Genomic DNA, 234 nt, shown 5'->3' with positions numbered 1-234 from the left:
GTCGACTCAGCCAGTTTTTATGTGCTATCACCGACATCAGATCTATCAGAATATTATTGATAGCGGCCTGGTACGTGTGATCGGATCGTTCTGTGATATTTCTAAATCAGACAAGGCTTACCATGAAATGGGCACATCTAGGCGGACAATTCGCAGTTCATGTTGTTCAATCTTTTTTGTAGCGTTATTTAGTCCGTGCTTACTGAGTCGAGTCAAGCAGTCTATTTGTTGTTC

The 234-nt window shown here is 41.9% G+C and carries 1 pseudogene; it reads right to left on the bottom strand.

Annotation, left to right across the window (positions count from 1 at the left end):
- Positions 1 to 234, bottom strand: a pseudogene (locus CICURV3402_RS07040) (recombinase family protein); the annotation flags it as partial.

The organism is Candidatus Williamhamiltonella defendens (assembly GCF_900699045.1).
GTDB classification, from domain to species: Bacteria; Pseudomonadota; Gammaproteobacteria; order Enterobacterales; family Enterobacteriaceae; genus Hamiltonella; species Hamiltonella defensa_A.
Note: the sequence above shows the minus strand (reverse complement) of the source record. Positions and strands in the feature narration are given on the sequence as shown.